Annotated in this window: 17 protein-coding genes; 8 read left to right on the plus strand and 9 right to left on the minus strand. The window is 38.9% G+C overall.

Annotation, left to right across the window (positions count from 1 at the left end; all coding sequences use genetic code 11):
* Positions 1–3 precede the first annotated feature (3 nt).
* From J8L84_RS02665 to J8L84_RS02675, 3 genes are all read left to right on the plus strand, one after another.
* Positions 4–777, plus strand: coding sequence for a sulfotransferase family 2 domain-containing protein (locus J8L84_RS02665; RefSeq protein WP_211069349.1), 774 nt, complete (start codon positions 4–6; stop codon positions 775–777).
* 98 nt (positions 778–875) lie between these two features.
* Complete coding sequence (locus J8L84_RS02670; protein ID WP_211069350.1) at positions 876–2,282, plus strand: mannose-1-phosphate guanylyltransferase/mannose-6-phosphate isomerase; 1,407 nt, start codon at positions 876–878, stop codon at positions 2,280–2,282.
* Positions 2,283–2,336: 54 nt separating this feature from the next.
* Positions 2,337–3,146 (plus strand): polysaccharide pyruvyl transferase family protein, encoded by an 810-nt coding sequence (locus tag J8L84_RS02675; RefSeq protein ID WP_057792525.1) that lies wholly within the window; start codon positions 2,337–2,339, stop codon positions 3,144–3,146.
* 460 nt (positions 3,147–3,606) lie between these two features.
* Here J8L84_RS02675 and J8L84_RS02680 read toward each other — a convergent pair whose 3' ends face one another.
* The 7 genes from J8L84_RS02680 to J8L84_RS02710 all read right to left on the minus strand — a co-directional run bounded on the left by J8L84_RS02680 (position 3,607) and on the right by J8L84_RS02710 (position 11,330).
* Positions 3,607–4,248 carry a hypothetical protein gene (locus J8L84_RS02680; RefSeq protein WP_211069351.1) on the minus strand — a complete coding sequence of 214 codons (642 nt, stop codon included), beginning with the start codon at positions 4,246–4,248 and terminating at the stop codon, positions 3,607–3,609.
* Positions 4,249–4,411: 163 nt separating this feature from the next.
* Complete coding sequence (locus J8L84_RS02685; protein WP_247670534.1) at positions 4,412–5,848, minus strand: oligosaccharide flippase family protein; 1,437 nt, start codon at positions 5,846–5,848, stop codon at positions 4,412–4,414.
* A 17-nt stretch (positions 5,849–5,865) separates the two neighbouring features.
* Positions 5,866–6,837, minus strand: coding sequence for a hypothetical protein (locus J8L84_RS02690; protein ID WP_211069353.1), 972 nt, complete (start codon positions 6,835–6,837; stop codon positions 5,866–5,868).
* 46 nt (positions 6,838–6,883) lie between these two features.
* The gene (locus J8L84_RS02695) at positions 6,884–7,750 is read right to left on the minus strand and encodes a glycosyltransferase family 2 protein (protein ID WP_247670535.1); all 867 of its coding nucleotides are present in this window, start codon (positions 7,748–7,750) and stop codon (positions 6,884–6,886) included.
* On the minus strand, positions 7,747–8,859 hold the full coding sequence (locus J8L84_RS02700) for a glycosyltransferase family 4 protein (protein WP_211069354.1): 1,113 nt from the start codon (positions 8,857–8,859) through the stop codon (positions 7,747–7,749). The genes J8L84_RS02695 and J8L84_RS02700 overlap by 4 nt, the downstream gene beginning before the upstream one ends.
* Entirely contained in the window at positions 8,856–10,187 is a 1,332-nt protein-coding gene (locus J8L84_RS02705) for an O-antigen ligase family protein (RefSeq protein ID WP_211069355.1), read from the minus strand. Before J8L84_RS02705 ends, J8L84_RS02700 begins: the two co-directional genes overlap by 4 nt.
* Before the next feature lie 6 nt (positions 10,188–10,193).
* On the minus strand, positions 10,194–11,330 hold the full coding sequence (locus J8L84_RS02710) for a glycosyltransferase (RefSeq protein ID WP_211069356.1): 1,137 nt from the start codon (positions 11,328–11,330) through the stop codon (positions 10,194–10,196).
* A 492-nt stretch (positions 11,331–11,822) separates the two neighbouring features.
* On the opposite strand from J8L84_RS02710, the gene J8L84_RS02715 reads away from it, so the two are divergent.
* The 5 genes from J8L84_RS02715 (at position 11,823) to J8L84_RS02735 (ending at position 17,082) form a co-directional block, all read left to right on the plus strand.
* Complete coding sequence (locus J8L84_RS02715) at positions 11,823–12,521, plus strand: transglutaminase-like cysteine peptidase (protein WP_057792539.1); 699 nt, start codon at positions 11,823–11,825, stop codon at positions 12,519–12,521.
* Complete coding sequence (locus J8L84_RS02720) at positions 12,518–14,461, plus strand: EAL domain-containing protein (protein ID WP_211069357.1); 1,944 nt, start codon at positions 12,518–12,520, stop codon at positions 14,459–14,461. Before J8L84_RS02715 ends, J8L84_RS02720 begins: the two co-directional genes overlap by 4 nt.
* A gap of 77 nt (positions 14,462–14,538) precedes the next feature.
* Complete coding sequence (locus tag J8L84_RS02725; RefSeq protein WP_211069358.1) at positions 14,539–15,117, plus strand: hypothetical protein; 579 nt, start codon at positions 14,539–14,541, stop codon at positions 15,115–15,117.
* Between the two features lie 63 nt (positions 15,118–15,180).
* Positions 15,181–16,584 carry an O-antigen ligase family protein gene (locus tag J8L84_RS02730; protein ID WP_211069359.1) on the plus strand — a complete coding sequence of 468 codons (1,404 nt, stop codon included), beginning with the start codon at positions 15,181–15,183 and terminating at the stop codon, positions 16,582–16,584.
* A gap of 87 nt (positions 16,585–16,671) precedes the next feature.
* Positions 16,672–17,082, plus strand: a complete 411-nt coding sequence (locus J8L84_RS02735) for a 3-phosphoshikimate 1-carboxyvinyltransferase (protein WP_211069360.1) — start codon at positions 16,672–16,674, stop codon at positions 17,080–17,082.
* Between the two features lie 112 nt (positions 17,083–17,194).
* Here the strand turns inward: J8L84_RS02735 and J8L84_RS02740 are convergent, their stop codons facing one another.
* Together J8L84_RS02740 and J8L84_RS02745 are read right to left on the minus strand one after the other, a co-directional pair.
* Entirely contained in the window at positions 17,195–17,956 is a 762-nt protein-coding gene (locus J8L84_RS02740) for a VpsP family polysaccharide biosynthesis protein (protein WP_211069361.1), read from the minus strand.
* Positions 17,943–18,671, minus strand: coding sequence for a CpsB/CapC family capsule biosynthesis tyrosine phosphatase (locus J8L84_RS02745; protein WP_211069362.1), 729 nt, complete (start codon positions 18,669–18,671; stop codon positions 17,943–17,945). The genes J8L84_RS02740 and J8L84_RS02745 overlap by 14 nt, the downstream gene beginning before the upstream one ends.

The following is an 18,671-nucleotide window of genomic DNA, read 5'->3' on the forward strand; positions in this document are numbered from 1 at the left end:
TAAATGCGAAATTTAATAAAACAAAATGCTGAAAGTTTTCTATCACGTTACCCAAAAGTCTTTTTTTGTCATATACCCAAATGTGCAGGGGTGTCACTATCGAACGCAATTCACGCTTCTCTATACCCTAGTATTTTTAAAGCTACTAGGATAAGTAGCCATATAGATCTTAAAGCTAGCAAAATAAGTGCTCAACTATTAGATATAGATATGATCATGGCTCGAGAAGTGCAGCTGGCTTTTCATCTTAGCGACAAGTACAAACGATTTACGACAGGTCATTGTAGAGCGAGACCTGAAATTGTTGATAACTTCAGTGATACTTGGAATTTTGTAACTATCCTACGAGACCCTAACAAAAGATTTGTATCTGAGTTTGTTTACAACAAATACAAAGAATCTGATTGGATGAGGCATAGTGATGAAATAGAGGATTATCTAGCGTCTGCTGCAGCACTGCATTCTGCGACCACATACGCCAGATATTTTTCGAAATATAATAATGCCGAAGAAATTTTTGCTAACGAAGACGAAGCTATTACCTCCGCTATTACTAACTTGAAGAGTTTTGCTGTATCTGGAACTCTAGAAAAGTTAGACGAGTGGCAAAACAAATTTAACTCACATTTTCAGACAAGAATAAAAATAGATAGTAAAAATTCTAGTCCCAATAAGACAGCATCATCAAACCTGTATGAAAATAAAGATATAATGAGTAAAATTCAAAATATTAGTAGGATAGATTACGCAATATATAGCTCTCTTGTTAACACGTAGCTATGAAGTGTTTTTATTAAAAGTTCAAAATCTTCCTCGAACACTTCATAATATTGGTAAAACATTCAGTTAATACTCTCTAAAAAGGAAATCTATCAATGAAACCAGTCATTTTAGCTGGCGGCACAGGAAGCCGTTTGTGGCCGAAGTCTCGTGCGGCGCTACCAAAACAATTTTTGTCGTTAACATCAGCCAATACGATGTTACAAGATACTGTTACTCGTTTAGGTGACAAACCCACAGAAGCGCCTGTATTTATTTGTAACGAAGCACATAGATTCCTCGTCGCGGAGCAATTAAGACAAAAGAGCATCATCCATGGCGGGATTCTTCTGGAGCCTGTCGGTAGGAATACGGCGCCGGCAATAGCTTTAGCTGCAATACACGCAATAAAAGCTGGTGAAGACCCGACCCTACTCGTTCTAGCCGCAGACCACTTAATACAAGATAACGAAGCTTTTCATTCAGCCATAAATCAAGCCGAAAAACTTGCAGAAAAAGGGAAACTAGTGACGTTTGGAATAGTTCCTACTAAAGCTCATACTGGCTTCGGCTATATCAAATCTGGAAGTTCACTAGAAGTAGGCTTCGAAGTAGACAGCTTCGTAGAGAAGCCAGAATTATCTATAGCTAAAGAATATATTTCATCCGGTAACTACTACTGGAATAGTGGTATGTTCATGTTCAAAGCGAGTAGATATTTAGAAGAGTTGGAAAAATACAGCCCAGAAATTTTAGAAGTTTGTAAGCAAGCAATTGAATCTGAAACTCCCGATTTAGACTTTATCAGAGTCGATAAAGATATTTTTTCTAACTGTAAAGACGACTCAATTGACTATGCCGTGATGGAAAAAACAACTAGCGCAGCCATGGTGCCTTTAGACGCTGGTTGGTCTGACGTGGGAAGTTGGACTTCACTGTGGGAAACCGCTAAAAAAGACGAAAATGGTAATGCTACTATCGGCGATACTATCTTGGAAAACACCACAAATAGTTACGTTAACTCTGAGCAGCGACTAGTAGCAGTCATTGGCTTGGATGATGTAATTGTGGTTGAAACTAAAGACGCAGTAATGGTTGCGCATAAAAATGATGCTCAAAGTATTAAGAATGTAGTCAGTAAACTAAAATCTGACAAACGTCCCGAATTTGAGTTTCACCGTGAAGTATTTAGGCCTTGGGGTAGCTACGATTCAATCGACAACGGATCGCGATTTCAAGTTAAACGAATCACTGTTAAACCCGGCGAGAAACTATCGGTGCAAATGCACCATCACAGAGCAGAGCATTGGATAGTCGTTTCTGGTAGCGCGAACGTCACCATAGACGACAAAACCAAATTAGTAACTGAAAACGAATCTGTCTATATTCCAATAGGTTCCGTCCACGCGCTTGAGAACCCCGGCAAAATCCCGTTAGAGCTTATTGAGGTCCAGTCAGGCGCTTACTTAGGTGAAGATGACATTGTTCGTTTTTCAGATAGATATGGAAGAACAGCGAAGTAACCACCGTTACAAGGTTTAGTAAAATCGTAAAACGGATTTAATTAAGGAATATAAGTGTTTAAACGTATAAAAGGTAGCCCAAAAGTCGAAAGTGCTCTGAAACTACAGAACAAGGTGTATTTCTGGAACCCTAAAGACAAGAAGCCCAACATCGGAGACTATTTGGCATATGAAACAGTTTTATATGCCTTAAACCTTAGAGATAAACATCCACTAGATATTGATACAGGTAAAATATTGTCCATCGGATCGGTACTTCATTTTGCGAATGATAATGATGTGATTTGGGGTACAGGAAGAAACGGAAAAATTGATGAAAATAAACATACCTTCTCTAAATTAGATGTGAGAAGTGTACGTGGCCCTTTGACCAAAGAGTACCTAGAATCTAAGAATATAGAGGTGCCTGAGGTATTTGGTGACCCTGGTATACTAGCACCATTCCTTTACCCTAAAGACCTGTTGAATACAGTAGGTAAGCAACGCAAAAACGGGATTGCCGTAATTCCACAATTAAATGATGACTTCAAAATTTATAGTGCTTACGAGAGTCAACTTGTTTCACCAAGGCAGCTACCCGCAAACTTTATCTCTCAAATATGCAATGCTGAGAAAGTAATTACGAGTAGTCTACATGGAATTGTTCTGGCAGAAGCATTTGGCATACCAGCAGTGTTTTACGACTCAGGTAGTGGGGAAAACATATTCAAATATAACGATTATTATCAGGGTACTGGCCGGAAAGATTTTGCGATAGGAAAGTCTATAGAGGAATGTTTAGACCTTACTACACAGCCAATTCCTGACCTCCATGAACGTCAATTGGCACTTTTTGCAAGTTTTCCATTCGATCGCTTTCAGTAAAAATACTAAAATTACTTTAGTAAAACCAGTAAGTCTGTTACTGGTTTTACCTTCTACTGTTGCATTAATACTTCCCACTTTACCCCGACACACTAGCCTGTATTTAAACAGGCCAAAACTTCCTTATTAGTTCCTCAAGATTTAATGATTCAAAATAAAAATATTAGGGCTTAGTTATTTTACAGCTTATCTAAGCTCTAATCATTTTTGCCGATAAAAGTACAACCTGAATATCTTTTCCGCTGGCGAATTTTTAATAGAATAACATCGTGCATTTTTAGTCGACAAAGCAGTATTGTAATATCTTAATTTTCTGAATGGGGAACGGGAATGGAAAATAATTCTGTAGGTAAAATAGCAAAGACAAATACGTTAGTTCGATTAGCCACAAAGAAAAAACCACTTGCCAACTAGGGGCAAGTGGTTTTTATTACCGAATAGGATTTTACATAAAAGCTAATTAAACCGCTTTACGTGCTCTTGAGGCGCCAAGTAATAATACTGAAGCAAACATCAACCCCAAAACACCTGGTTCACTCACTGTGGCTACAGGAGCTGAAGGTGCCGCAGTAGGAGCAAAGCTACTATCTGTAGTAGATATACTGTATAGCGACTGGCCGTCAACACCATTTTGATCTTGGTCGTTAATGAAAACCAAATAGTTGTATGTGCCAGTTAAATAGTTGCCCAAGTCGACTGTAAAAGTAACCGTAGAACCTTCTGTTGTATAAGTATTAAAATCCTGAACACCGAAAGTTTGGCTTCCAGCTAACTGAAAATACCTATCACCGCCATTGTTATAATCGGCTGACGTATCAAAAATAGTGTCATTATCGAAACCGAAACCGTGTAATTCACCGATTGATGATGAAGAAAACGTAATTTCCAATATAGTGCTGCTATCGATTACATAAGGACCGTTAAAAGCAACCCAATTGTTCCCGAACATATCAAGTGATGTACTATCAGTGCTTGCTACCACAGTACCATCTGTAAACTGGTTACCATAATTGACGAACGGCTGACTCATATCCAATGTAATTACGCTTGCGCTACTGCTGAAGCTGAATACAGCTAGAGCCATCAACAAATACTTTTTCATTTTAAGTCCTAAATTAACAACTAATACTAACCAAGACAAAGCAAATACCTTGCCAAAAAACAAAAAACCTTAACATTCATAGACTTGAAACTTTATGGAATTATAAAACCACCTATAAACGTCAAGCTTGTAAAATATACTGACACTTAAAATTAAAAAGGCTTTATTGATTTTTTTTCAATAAACCAACTACTTCACCCACGCTACTTCTAAAGAATATCATAATCACAATAGCGTAAGTTAATCCACCAACACAAATGAGCGCAAGTAGATCAAAAATCAAAGGGATACTATATAAATCCAAGTACACTTCAGCAACCTTTATTGCCGTTATCATAACGAAGCTTGAAATTATTGATGGTAAACAGAGTTTAATCATCTTTCCTAGTTCAATGTCGTAGTGCTTCTTAACTACACTTACAATAATAGGCATTATTAAATAAGAGGCTACAGTCATTGAAATAAGCATAACTTCGACACCGAACCAAACTGTACAACCTGAAACTAGGACACTTCCAATGACGCTTATAAGCTTCAATCGCAGGGCATCTTTAGTTTTTCCTTCAGATATTAACAAATTGGGTAAAAACCATGTGAGGGTTTGAGCTATTATCATTGATGTTGTAATTTGAAGGAATATAGCACTCTCTGAGAATTTCGCACCAAAGGTTAGAAGTATGAACTTCTCACTAACTGCACCTAGCCCCAGAAAACTCGGTATTACTACCAATGAGGTGAAATGCAGCACTTTATAGAAAGCTGCAACTTTTTTTTCATTCGCAACGCGTGACATCGAAGGTACTATCATCTTATTAATTGAAGTAATCGATAATTGGCTAAGAACTTCGGTTCCTTTTTTCGAAACAGAAATTAATGCGAATTTTTCTGCCCCTAACACTAAACCCACATATAAATTTGATGCCTTTCCGTGCAAAAAGTTAATCACCGCAATAGCAAATAAGGGTAAACAGAAAGAAGTAATTTCATTTAAATGTGAACGCTCTATGCTAAGTGAGACTTTTAACTTTGCCTTAGCAAAAAACCAAATAAGCACAACAGTATGTTGAGTTATTTTACCGACAACTACTGACCAAAGCCCTATTCCATTATATGCTAAAGTAATAGTTAACAAGCCTGAAAACACCGCAGCGCTTCCTTTTATTGTTGTAATCTCCTTGTTAAGAAAGTCCCTTTCCATTTTTGCAGAAAAAATAGATTGAAGGCCTACAAGTATTGGTAAAATAGAGAGAGACAGTATCACCAAAGCGGCAAGCTTCGAATGGGTATAAAAAGCAACTCCCCCACCAATTAAACCTAGTAAAAATGTAAGTACCACTGAAGCCGAAAGAACAAATGTAAATACACTCGAAAAATAACTTAAATCCCATTCTTTACGTTGGATTAAATTTTGGTTTACTCCAACATTTGTCAACATGTTTGCAAATTCAACTATCAGCAAACAAAAAGTGAGAACTCCGAACTCTTCAAGAGTAAGTAATCTTGCCAGGTACATATAAACGAAAAGATCTATGAAGCTTATAGTAAAAGTTCGTACAACGTTCCACAGCGAGCCCGTGAGTGTTTTCTTTTTAACGTTCAACTTTAATTTTTCCGAAATCAGTCTAAGATTTTAGCCCAACAGGACTGAAGGTTTGCTCTAGAGTAGTTAGCCAGCGAGCTTTCAATAACACGGCTTCTGTCTATATATATTTCTTGGAGATAAAGTGGATTAAGCTCAGCGAAATCGACCACATTTACAAAGTTATGTCTCTCTGATTTTGCAAGTGCAAATCGAGACTGTTTAGTAAGTACATTGCAGCCATAAGATATTGCGTGATAGAAAGTACCTGAAGAAATCATACTTTCATCTTCGTGAGGTAGGATTATGAAGTCTGTGCACTCAAGTAAATTTTCTAATTCACTGTCAGAAACAAAACCGTTCACCCAAGTTGCATTAAGTTTTCTTCGTATTATGATCTCCATCAGTTCGGAAGCATATGATAAATCCACACATTTCCCTCTAATGATTAACTCTATTTCAGGCGGCCATTCTTCTAGTAGTGTGTGTAAACCCTTGTATTTTTTTACTGCTCCGAAAAATAGAACTTTTTTTGCTTTATTTTTAGAAGTATTTTGAACAACACTAACTTTACTACTTAGCTTTTCATCCGCTAAATAAAGTGGATGAATGATACTCGAGCCACCTAAATACGATTCCAAGTATACTTTCTCAAATTGGAAAAATTTTAAGAAAAAACAGATTATATTATAGTAAAACAAACTTCCAACCGAGTTATGAGGCTTAAAATTATGTTTTATCCATACCCTTTTGGAGGAAAAAATTGGCGACAATCCAATTAAAACTAGAAATTTAACGGTTATTAAAAAAGCTTTGAGTTTTCCTATATCTTTTCGATAGGGTTGATCCTCTACCCAGTTTAAAACTAATGGAGTTCTGTTTTTAAGATTAGAAATGATACTTTTTAATGAAAACTTGACCGGTTTGTAACCAATTTTTTCCAAAATATTTTTGTTTATTTCAATAAATTGGTTACTGTGTGTGATTGGTTCAAAAAAAATTTTTTTCATTATATATTAATACTTACCAATTGTTGTAAAACATGTCATTGTAAAGTTAAATATCCATAGGAGTGTTTAGTAATTTACGCTTGATTGCAGCAATGAAGAAAACTAATGTTGCTCGTATTCCGGCCATTTCAATAGCTTTTTTTACCCACACCACCTTAGCGTTTTTATGTTTTAAAGAGAACAAAATTTGTTCGCAAACCCGCTTCTTAAACCAGTAATCACCGAGAAAAATTTTATGTTTGTAAGCTGAACCAAGCCTTTTGTCGATATCAGTAGGTTTCATTTTGCGTACTTTTGCACCAATACCATCTTCATTTTGAAATCTATACAGAAAAATGGGGGTAGGCACATTTACAAACGTCACACCTAACTGGAACAGTCGAACGTACATGTCCCAATCTTGCCCATTATTCAACGACTCATCAAAAGCGTTTTGCAGTAATAGTTCACGCTTAGCACTAAAGCCGCTCATTCCACAATAGGTATTTCCTCGCAACAATGAAGATTTGGTAACTAATGTATCTTTATTAACTACAACTACTTCCTCTTTGCCTAGCTGCTTAAAGCCAGAAACACAAGCATCTGCACCTTTTTGGTACTTTTCATTTAAAGTAGTTAAATATTCCGGTAACCAAATATCATCGTCATCAAGAAAGGCAATGATATCGCCACTAGAATATTCAACGCCTAAATTCCTGGCTTTATTCGCACCACATGAAACACTTTGCCTATAATACTTTGCATTCAATGAACTAATAGCAGGCATTACGCTTTCATACGAACAGCTTGAATTGTCGTCAATAATAATAACTTCATGCGGCGAACAACTTTGGCTTTTAATACCATCTAGGGCTTCTAATAAGCAGTCGGGGCGGTTGTAGGTGGTTATCACTACTGAGATTTTCAAACTCATTGGTTATCACCTTTTTTGCCAATCATTTTAATCAGTGAAATAGTATTTTCCGCAATCCTGTCCCAATTGAATTCATATAAAAATGCACTTTGATCTAAGTCTAAATTTAGGGAATCTAAACTTGTTATCTTTTCAGATAATGCTGATGTATCGCCAACGGGAAAATAACTGTCTTTGGGTGCTTCAATATCTTTATTCGGTAGAATGTCACTTAACAAAACTGGCGCACCCGCACTTATGGCTTCTAAAGCTACAATAGGTAAGCCTTCGTGGTATGAAGGCAGAACAAACACTTTCGCATGTTTATATAATGCTTTTAATTCATCACCCGATCTTCGCCCAGCGAAAACTATATTTTCGCTTGCTTCGCCCACCAAAGAAGAAGCATATTCATCTTGGTGATCGGCTTTACCCACAATCACAAGTTTTAAATGGGTACTCGAAGCCTTATAAGCGGTAACAAGATCGTGAAAGCCCTTCTCGGGTACTAACCTGCCCACTGTCAGAATGTAATTTTGTGAAGATATAGATAGTTCTTTCGGAAGCGTGCTTGCATCTATTGCCCCGGTAAAGGATGGAAGCATTCCATTTGGTACATAACTAATTTTATCGGCTTGCTTCGGAAATTGTACTTTTAATCTTTCAGTAAGTGTTTTACCTACTACAAACATTTTATTAGAAAAAAGCACACCCATTTTTTCGCCAGTTTTAAGTATGAATTTTGCCAGTCCATTCCATTTTTGCCTGTCGTAGTCTGCACCATGATGGGTAACTACTACTTTCATTCCTAGCAATCTAGCCAGTGGGGTAAACAAAGCAGGGCCAATAGCATGAAGATGAATCACATCTGGATGTACAAATAGCCTAGCGTATAAAATAGCAAAGAAAGTATGCATAAACGTTTCTAAAAATTTATGTTGTAACGTCCATACACTTATTACGTTAACGCCTTTATAAGTATACTTTTTCTGGTTCACATAAGGAGAGCGTGCAATTACTGTAACCGATACACCACTTTCAACCATACGAGGGTACAACTGTTGACAATGAGACTCTATTCCCCCCATTACATCAGGTATTCCACGCAAACCTATTGCACATATCTTCATATTACCTCGCGAACCTCATGATTTGCTTTTCTGGCATGTACTTTAGAAACAGCCGGTTTTTTAGACGTTGCTGTTGAAAACACTACGCCTATCAAAATGGCAAAAAATACTAACCCTTCAATATTCCACAATGGCATGGTTGCCATATTCATGATCAAAAAACCCACAATAGAGAAGGCAACTATTTTAGATAGCCCCTTATTGGCAATTTTGAGAGCTTGTAGCAAACAATTTACGCACATAAAAATAAACGCAGTGAAGCCCAAAATACCGTATTCATACAAGTTTGAAACGTAAGTATTATGCGCGTATTTCGCAAACACACCTTTCCAAGAATCAGGCCCAAACCCTACCAATTGGTTTAGCATATTAGCATTCGCAAATGCGTCGATATATTGGCTCCAGATGAACACGCGGGCCGACATGATATCTTTTTCTGCTTCACTAAAATAAATTGGCGCTTTGAAAATGATATCTAAATTACTGACTAATAAGCCAACGTCTGCAAAGCGCTCACGCATCGTAAAAGAAAGTAACATAAAAGCGGTAACTAAAAACATGATTACAATAGTTAATACCGGCGCTTTCTGAGATGGCTTTAACCTTTGCTCAACCAAGGTAAAATAAAATACCGCAGCAATCGGCAATATAGTTAAAATAGCGGTTCGATAGTTAACTAAAACAAGAAGAAAAATAGATAGTGTAAACAAGCTGGTCCTAAAGCGAATAGAATTTCTTTCTGTAAGACCTACAACAAATACAAAGCTTACAATTATCATAGAAAAAGCTGCTTCATGGTTGTAACCACCAATATAACTTGTAGATCCATCCGCCTCCGCCGCTTTTGCTTGGCCCAATAATATCGATAATATTTGAAGCGTTACCGGCATTACAAACGCTACCAACAGCTTCTTAAACGTTTCATTCTGCCCTTGGCTTCTGATAGACAAAAACAACGCACCTGCCAACACCAAGAAATAACACCACTTCACCAGTACATTGATGGTGCCTGGAATTTGCATATTCACGAATCCACTTACTGCAATGGCAATAAAAAACACATAAAAAGGAAACAGTTTTTTTAACGTAAACACTGCAGTAGGAATTAGCAGTAAGCCCAACCCCGCTACGCCTATACTTCCCAATGCGTTAATTGAAAAACCAGCCACTAAAGACGGGTAAGTAATAGTATGAAATGCAGATAAGAAGTAACGTAGCCAAATTGCACATATAGCAAAGGCTAAATACTTATTGCAGTTACCGGTAATGGTTCTATAAACCAATATTAGGCTTACCACCCCTACCAGTAGTTTGATTGCTTCAAACATAATTAGTTAGTCATCTTTTTCTAGAATGGCACTTACACGCTTATGAAAAGCTGCATAAGAAAACTGTTGCGCACACGCTTGGCTTTTTTCTACATAACGCATTCTGTTAGCACTACCTTTGAATAACACCAATGCATCGGCAACACCTTGAGCGTTATTTAACTCACACAGTATGCCATTCTTTTCTTCGCTGGCACCAGATACTTGGTAAGGGTATTGTTCAGCAATAATTTCTGCGGGACCCGATTCACAATTTGTCGCAATAACCGGCTTGTCTAAACACATGGCTTCCACTATGGCATTGGGAAAACCTTCTGCATTGCTGGTTGAAACAAAATATTCTGCCTTGGCTACGTACGGGTAAGGGTTTGGCTTAAAGCCTAAGAAATGTACTTTATCTGCTATGCCTAGTGTTTTTGCTAGCCCTTTAAGCATGGCTTCTTCATCGCCTACACCAAGAATAACCAGGTCTTCAACTATATTGACTTTCGCATAGGCATTTAATAATAATGAAAAGTTTTTGTTTTTAACTAACCGCCCTACCCCAATAATGTATGGGGCTTTGGGAATGTCGGTTACCTCTTCACTCGCAAGCTCATGAAGCTGGGCAATATCGTACGGGTTATATAAAAGGGAAATTTTTTGTTCAGGCACCGCATAATTTTCAACTAAATCGGCTTTTACGCCCTCAGACACCGCTACAACATTGTTAGCCCGCTTATACAAAAGCTTAACTAAAAATCGGCTTACAACATCTTTTAAACCGCCTGATAAATGGCTAGTGGTATTCACTCGCTCGCTAATAATGGCGCGGTAACCTAACGATTTTGCTATCGCAATGTTTAAGAAATTGCTACGGGTTAAGAAGCTGAAACATATTTGCGGGTTTAAGGTTTTAAGCAGTGGTTTTAGCTGTTGATAACCGGCTTTAAGGCTGCCATTACTGGTAAGCACCGTTTTAGTAACATATGGTGGGCACTGCTGGCTTTCTTCAAGGGTATCTAACAGTACAAGGTGAACAGGTACGTTTGCGTGGGAAAAGTAATCTTCCATAATTGCTAGCAACTTTGCCATTACCCTTTCAGCGCCACCGCCTTCAAGGGAATTAATTATAAATACCACTGGGCGGTTACTTTTCAGCATGAAACGTCATTATCCTTGTCTTTAGACTAAATGCTAATGCTAATATTAACACAGCTCGATTTTAGTTTTGTAGTAAAATTACAACATTACAACTAGTAGCACTTTTGCTCTATTGTGAATAACTGGTGCGAACACTAGGGGTTTGGGTTAAAACCTAACTGTTTGTGCAGCTGTTTCTTTATAAGCTATCTTTTAAGCTGACTTATTAACTATATTCGCATAGTAGTAATTAATGTTCAGGCTATATACGGTTACTATTATTGTATACGGTTTCTACAAGTATTATTCAGAATGCCATTCATGAAACATGCCAAATATAAGTGCTAACTATTACACCAACGATACTACGTTGAAAACACTTCCAACTTTTCTGTAAGTTTGACATTATCAATTTACTGCCACATTTTTAATATACTATGAAGTGGTTAACTTTTTTTTACAGTTACTTTTTAGTGAATTCGTTTCACTAAGGTGCATTAAGGCTCAATTGGCATGGCAACTCGCAACGCGTGTAAAAATTACCGCCGAACCTGTATTTATGCTCTAACGGGGTTGCTTTTTAGTGCGGCATCGTATGTTGTTGCACAACAAAAAAATATATTCACCCCTGCAGTTTATAGCCGAGTTGAAGCGCTGTTTGGTAAAAATGCCTCTTCTGATGTAGCAAAGTGGCGACAATTAGTTACCAACAGTCAGAACGAAGATATTGATGAAAAGCTTTATCAGGTTAACCGTTTTTTCAATCGGTTTGAATTTGTGGACGACCTGAAGCATTGGCGTCAACCCGATTACTGGGCCACGCCTATTGAATTTATTGCAACAGGTGCGGGCGATTGTGAAGATTATTCTATTGCTAAGTACTTTTCGTTAATAGAACTTGGCATTCCTGAATCGCAACTTCGCCTTATGTACGTTACCGCGTTAGAATTGAACCAACCCCATATGGTATTAGCCTATTATCCAAGCCCTACCTCTATTCCATTAGTGCTTGATAATATTAACCGCCGTATACTACCTGCAAATAAGCGACGTGATCTTGCGCCCGTGTACAGTTTTAATGGTGAAGGTCTTTGGGCTGCAAAGTCTATGGGAACAGGCAGAAAATTAAGAGGCAGCGGCCCCATGAAAATGTGGGACGACATGATAGATCGTTTAAACAGCGTAATGCTCGGAGATACACAAGAACAATGAAATTATCTACCCAACTAAGCGTTAGCTTGCTCATTTTTTTACTGGCCGTGTTCGCCGGTTCTTTTTTTATTAACGTAAAAATGACCAAAGAATATGTGAATGAACAATTGGCTACCCATGCACAAGACACCGCCACCTCTTTAGGTTTGGCTATGGCGCCTTATCTGTCGCAAGAAAATGGCCAAGCAGTGGCTGAAACTATGGTAAATGCCATATTCGACAGAGGTTACTATCAAACAATTTCGTTAAAAGATGCCAATGGCGAAACGCTCATTATTAGGCAAAACCCGAATAAAATAGACACGGTACCGAATTGGTTTACAGAAGCGGTACATGTAACCCCTCCCGTAAAAGATACCGAGCTGAACGATGGCTGGACTATCGCAGGGCAGCTTTCAGTGCAAAGCCACCCAGGCCTTGCCAACGAAAAGCTTTGGGACAGCATTACGCAAAGTGCACTAATGTTTTTTATTGCCTTTGTAATTGCTTACTTAGTGCTGTTGGTAATTATTCGTCAAATTACTAAACCTCTGGAAATAGTGACTGAAAAAATTGGCGATATTCAAAACCAAAAATTCTCAGAAATTGATTATCAACCTTTCACTAAAGAGTTTTCTTTTATCACGCTAGCCGTTAATAAGCTGTCTAGAGCGGTAGAAAGCATGTTTAAAGAACTAACCGCGCGTGCGGAACAATTCAAGGCGATAGCTTATGGCGACACCCTAACAGGCCTTTCTAACAGAAATGCCTTTAATCGACACATGAACGCACTATTAAGTGGCACGGCTACGGTAGAAGAAGGTTATGTGGTATTGGTTAGGTTAACGCAGCTTGCACGGGTAAATAACCTACTCGGCGGTGCCGAAGGTGATGAATATGTAAGTGCGGCTGCAAAAAAACTGAAACTGGCTGTAATGCAATTTCCAGATAAAGTGACGTTATTTAGAGTGTCGGGTTCTGATTTTGCCTTACTAATGGAAGCTGTATCGCAACAAGAATGCGAAAAAAGACTTAAAAGCCTTAGCGATGAAATTAACAAAATAGATTTTCTTAAAGATGGCGACAAAACTGCCTGGATTGGTGCCGCTAAGTATTCAAGTGAAAATAGCTTTTCCGAAGTGATGGAAAAAGCGGATAGCGCTCTGCTGGCGGCAACGAAGCTAGACAGAGGCTGGCAATTTGCTTCAGAGCTTACGTACATACATAGCAATACTGAATGGCGCGAAAGGCTAAACAACATATTATTACAGCAGTATGCCGACATTTTAATTCAGCCAATTTTTAGTACCGAAAACAAAGCGCCTTGTTATTACGAAGGTTTCGCGCGCTTTAAAGATGTGTCTACCAATACAGATATACCCATGTCGCAGCTAATACCAGCATCGGAGCGGCTTCACTTAATACCCCAAGTAGATAGGCTTGTAACATCTTTAGTGGTGAGTAAATTAATGGCATCGCCACATACTGTGGCAGTGAATATTGCTACTGCATCAATTGCGAATGCCGACTTTTGCCAATGGCTAAGTAGTTACCTTATTGAAAACAAATCGTTATGCGATAGATTAGCCTTTGAAATTGAAGATTCAGCTATTATTTATTACCGTGAAGCAACCCTTAAATTCTGTGAAATGGTTAAACGTGCAGGATGCACAATTACTATTGAACATTTTGGCGACAATCTTGCATCATTAAGTGGGTTAAGGGCTATTCAGCCCGACTTTGTAAAAATATCCGGCAAATTGACCAAGGATATTCATGAAGACAAAGACAATCAGCTATTTGTTAGCAGCCTAGTAAGTATTGCTAATGGGTTACAAATTAAGGTTATTGCAGAGCTGGTTGAAAGCGAACTTGAAAGTAATGCGCTGAATAAGCTGCAGGTTGTTTATCAGCAAGGTTATCACTTTGCCAAGCCTACAGCATGGCGTCTAGGGAAGTAAAAAGCTAAGACAAGGGGCGTTCATTTGGTATACAATACCTAATGTATGCAAACAGAATTTTTGAAGTAGGAACTATTATGCGTAATAGAGTTATTTTTTCTTTAGTAATGAGTGTGCTTATTGCTATTTCGCCAGTGGCTATTGCGCAAGAAAGTGCAGGTAGCGTTCCAGGTTTGCAAATTAGAAACCAGTTATTAACCGTTATAGATAATGGTACTCCAGCTGAAGAAGCGTCGGTTACCGTTAGTAACGATGTGCTTGCGAATGGCAGTGTTGCTATTCCAGCTGAAAGCTTGCCTTTTTTACAGACTAACCAAGCTGCGTTTGAAAGCATGGTAGGTTTATTGGTAGATAACGCAACTGGGTTTGAATTAGCTATTGCTGGTTTTGGTGCATTACCAGAACAGTCATCAGAAGTGGTTACCATTGCGATGATTTTATTCCCTGAAGATGCCAACGAAATTTATAACGTTGCATTGCAAACGGGCGTAATTAGTGCCGAAGACGCATTGTTAGCTGCAATTAATGCAGGCATAGATACCTCTACCCTTACCGCTACTGCGGCGGGTGCTGCTGGCAACGACGTATCACCACTAGGTGTGGGTACGGGTGCTGCTGGTGCGGGCGGTGGCGATACTACTGTTTCAGCAAACTAAGTTATATTGTAATTAAACTCTGTGTTAGCGATCGTTAGTGGTAGTAATAAATGGCGATATTAAATGCTGAGTGTTAATAATAGAAAAACCGAAAAGCTTCTTTTCGGTTTTCTTTTATTTACCCTTTTTTGGCTGCCTATCCCTTTAGGAGCCAATCGCCCATGGGCTTGGGCGCTTATGCAAATTTCTGTTTTTTGTATAAGCGCATCATTAATGGCCTTTCACTTTCGCACCGTTACTGTTGTAGTTCGCCAATATCGTGTTTTCGTTCTGCTATGGGTTTTGTTTCTTGCTTGGCAGCTACTAAACTTAATCCCCCTGCCCGCTTCACTTGTTTCCAGCCTACGGCCAGAAAAGCTATTACCCGAATACGCAAATGTACCAACTGGTGCTAGTTGGTTACCGCTTAGTTTTGATGTAGGCCAAAGCCAAATTGTTTTTTTGAAATCTCTTTGCTATTGCTTGTTGTTTTTCAGTGTATTGGCATTGGTACGCTCTACATCACGGCTGAAATTTGTATTAATAACCATTAGCGCAAGTGGCATATTTCAGGCCATTTATGGGTCGCTCGAGGTGTTATCAGGTATTGAGTACAGCTTAGTGTTTAAGCAATCTGTTACCCACATTGCTACCGGCAGTTTTATTTACAAAAACCATTTTGCTAATTACTTATTGCTTTCTTTAAGCGCGGCACTAGGCTATTTAATAGCAAGTTTAGGCGAAGACGATGGCTTGTCTAAAAGAGAAAGATTGCGGCGGTGGCTAAAGTTTTGGCTGGGTAATAAAGTACTGTTTCGTATTGGTATTATAATCATGGTTATTGCACTGGTAATGTCACGTTCAAGAATGGGGAATACGGCATTTTTTGTTAGCATGACTATAACCGCAGCCCTAGGTTTGTGGTATTTCAAGCCTAGACAAAAAAGCTATGTAGCCTTGTTTATAAGCATGCTCGTTATCGACATTATGATTGTAAGTAGTGTATTTGGTTTAAACGAAGTGAAGCAACGCCTTGAACAAACCGATTTAACCAATGAAAGCCGAGACGAAGTAGTTACCGACGTACTGCCCTTGTTATCGGAATACCCACTAATTGGTACGGGTGGGGGAACCTTCTATACCGTTTACCCTCAATTTCAAAGTGAGAGTATTCAACACTTTTACGATCATGCTCACAACGAATACTTACAGTTTAGTATTGAATTTGGTGTTATTGGCGCACTGTTTATGGGCGTATTTGTACTGTGTTGCGGCATAAATGCATTCAATGCTTTTCAGCAACGCCACCACCCTCTGCCACGTGGAGCGGCATTTGCGTGTTTCATGGCTATTATTGGTATGGCCATACACAGTAGCGTAGACTTTCCCTTACAGGCTCCAGCTAACAGTGCGATATTTATTACGTTGCTGGCATTAGGGGCAATGAGTAATCGTATTCGGGTTCGCAAATCAACATCGCGCAAATGAACCTTATATAATTAGGATGCTGCTCAAGCGCCTAATTAAGGGCTTATTTATGCATATACTTATTAATAACATTATGGAAAGTGCAACGTGGTTTTAAAAGTTAATCACCCCATTCAGGAAGAACCCAACGTTAAGCATATGCTAGAAAGAATGCCCAAGCATGTGGCTAACTCTTTTAGTGAAGAACAGTTAACCCATATTAATACCGCATTAGCAGGCAGGCGTTGGGGTAAGCATAAGTTAGATTTAAGGGGTACCCTTGGTATTGGGCACAGCCGTTTTTATTTTGCACTTTTAGGTGGCAAAGATAAACGAGACCCTTCACGTATTGAAAGTAAAATTGGCCAACTTACTTTGGCGTTTGGTTTCACCCTATTTATTTTATTTTCACTGCTTGTAGGTATGGTTCTGCTGTACATATTAAAATCGTGGCTGGGCATTAATTTGTTTGAAAACTTTTCGCTAGGTTTGTGGGATTGGCTTAAAGCTACGTTTTAAGCGAAGGTATTATAAAAATAGCTTAAACATCGCTATGCAAAGCTAATGAAAATGCTAGTAACGGCATGCTTCTACCGGTAAGTCCAACGGTAATAAATGAACCTAAATACTGCTAGTTGTACGTGATGCAATTGGGAATGCGTTTTCTTACTGGGTAAGACGCCAAGCGCATCCATCTGCATGCGGGCTCTTCTGCGTTGTATCTAACGATACTTTGAACAATTGCTTCTCTGCTATGGGGGTTTGCCAACCCTAATTTCATATGATGTTTTAATGGTTGAATAACGTTAATGTATTCAGGCGACCGTGCCGAGAAATTGGCTAAGCCATATTCCACTATAAATTTATGTACTACGGCGTCTTGTGGGCCTGTCTGAGCCGCTTTATTCATATATTGATAGAAAGTATCGTCTACTTCATTAAGTTTCCATTTAACCGACGCTAAGCCTATCCAACTAGCTGGCCAAAGTGGGCGTAGCGATAAACTCTGCTGGTAATTGGTAAATGCCAGTTTCAAACTATTCATCTTGTCACTTTCAGCCGCGCTTTGAGCCGTGCTTTGAGCAGCTTTTTGCGAGACAAAGGCTTGCCACTCATAAAGCTGCCCGCGCATTTGATAATACAATGCGTTATTTGGAAACATGGAAATAGCAGAATCTATTTTGGTGATAGCATCGCTTACTTTGCTTTGTGTAACCAGCTCAGGTTTACTTTGCCATGCTTCTAACTGGTTGTTTACACGATAGTAATAGTTTCCCGATACGAAAAACTGAGCACTCCATATTACGCCCCAGGCGGCGGTAATAAAAAACACGGTACGCACAACACGTTTTATCAATAATTGATTGTTGTTGTATAAGTTAGATAAGGTCACGACTTGCCCCTACTATCTTACCCGGTGTAGTGACGAAAACTTGCTGGGCGTAGGCCGCGTCTACCGCCGATACCACTGCAAATGCTTCGCCCATATCGTTAGGTCTACGAACAGTATCGTGGGTATCAGAAGCCACTACATGAAAACTTTTATTGGCAAGTAGTGTTAGCGCAAAGTTCTGCACTGGCTCACCGAATCGGCCTGTAAGTGCGCCAGCCGTTACTTGAAACCAACACCCTATGCGCTGCAACCAGTCAAATTTGTGTTGCTCGCGTAGTAGCTCTCGGTTTCGCTCTGGGTGTGCAATAAGCGGCTGTACGTTGTTTTTCAATAACCACTTAATTAGCGGTTCTAGCCCAGATGGTATATGACTATGAGGCATTTCAAGCAGCATCACCTTTTTGCCATCAATATCACCTAAAAACGGAACGGCGTTTTGCTTTATCCAAATAGGAATGTGTTCTGACACGCGAAGCTCTGCCGCGTAAGACAATGTAAGCGGTATATTTTGTTGCTGAAGCGCTAACACAAGGTCGTTATACGCGTTTTCAATAATAACAGGAGTATTGTCGAAAAAACCGGGGTGAATATGAGGGGTACAAACTAAGTGCGTAACACCGCACTCAAGCGTTTGTTTGGCCATGTCAATCGACATGGCCATGGTTCTGGCACCATCATCAATACCAGGTAATATATGACTGTGAAGGTCTATCAA

The sequence above is a fragment of the Alteromonas sp. MMG017 genome (assembly GCF_018100795.1).
Classification (GTDB): Bacteria; Pseudomonadota; Gammaproteobacteria; order Enterobacterales; family Alteromonadaceae; genus Alteromonas.